Consider the following 504-nt stretch of genomic DNA (forward strand, 5'->3'; position numbering starts at 1 on the left):
CGGTCGTATTACCAAAGGTGCTGGTACTAGCCAGCTCATAGATAGCACGCATCAATGGATGCTCGTGCGTGATAAATTCGATGTCTTCACGTTGGAGCGCTTGCTCACGCTCAAAGGTCAACGTCATACCGTCTTCATCACCAAGCGGCAAGCCATCGATATAGTCGCTGATCTCAGTGCTATCGATCGGTGCGATGACCCACGAGCCATCACGTTGGATGTTATGGTCGATATTGGCAGACGCAAAGAAACGCTCGATAAAATGTGGCAGCAAGTTATTGCCATCAAAATCACGCATGGCATCAGCAATACGTCCAGCGACACGCGGACGGCATGAGTTATACTCTAGCAGACGATCGCGGCCAGCTTGCAGCTGTGCTTCTAGCCCCAATCGTGTCTGTAACGCCTCATCAATGACGTCTTGTAGGATGACATTGTTTTCAGCAGTGTCCGCGCCTTCCAGCATTGGCTTGAGCTCTTGAATATATTGCTCTTGTACGCTTT

Annotated in this window: 1 pseudogene; it reads right to left on the bottom strand. The window is 50.0% G+C overall.

The window, feature by feature from the left end:
- Positions 1 to 504, bottom strand: a pseudogene (locus ACS8FC_RS21245) (RNA polymerase-associated protein RapA); the annotation flags it as partial.

This window comes from Psychrobacter sp. 1Y4, from assembly GCF_051847555.1.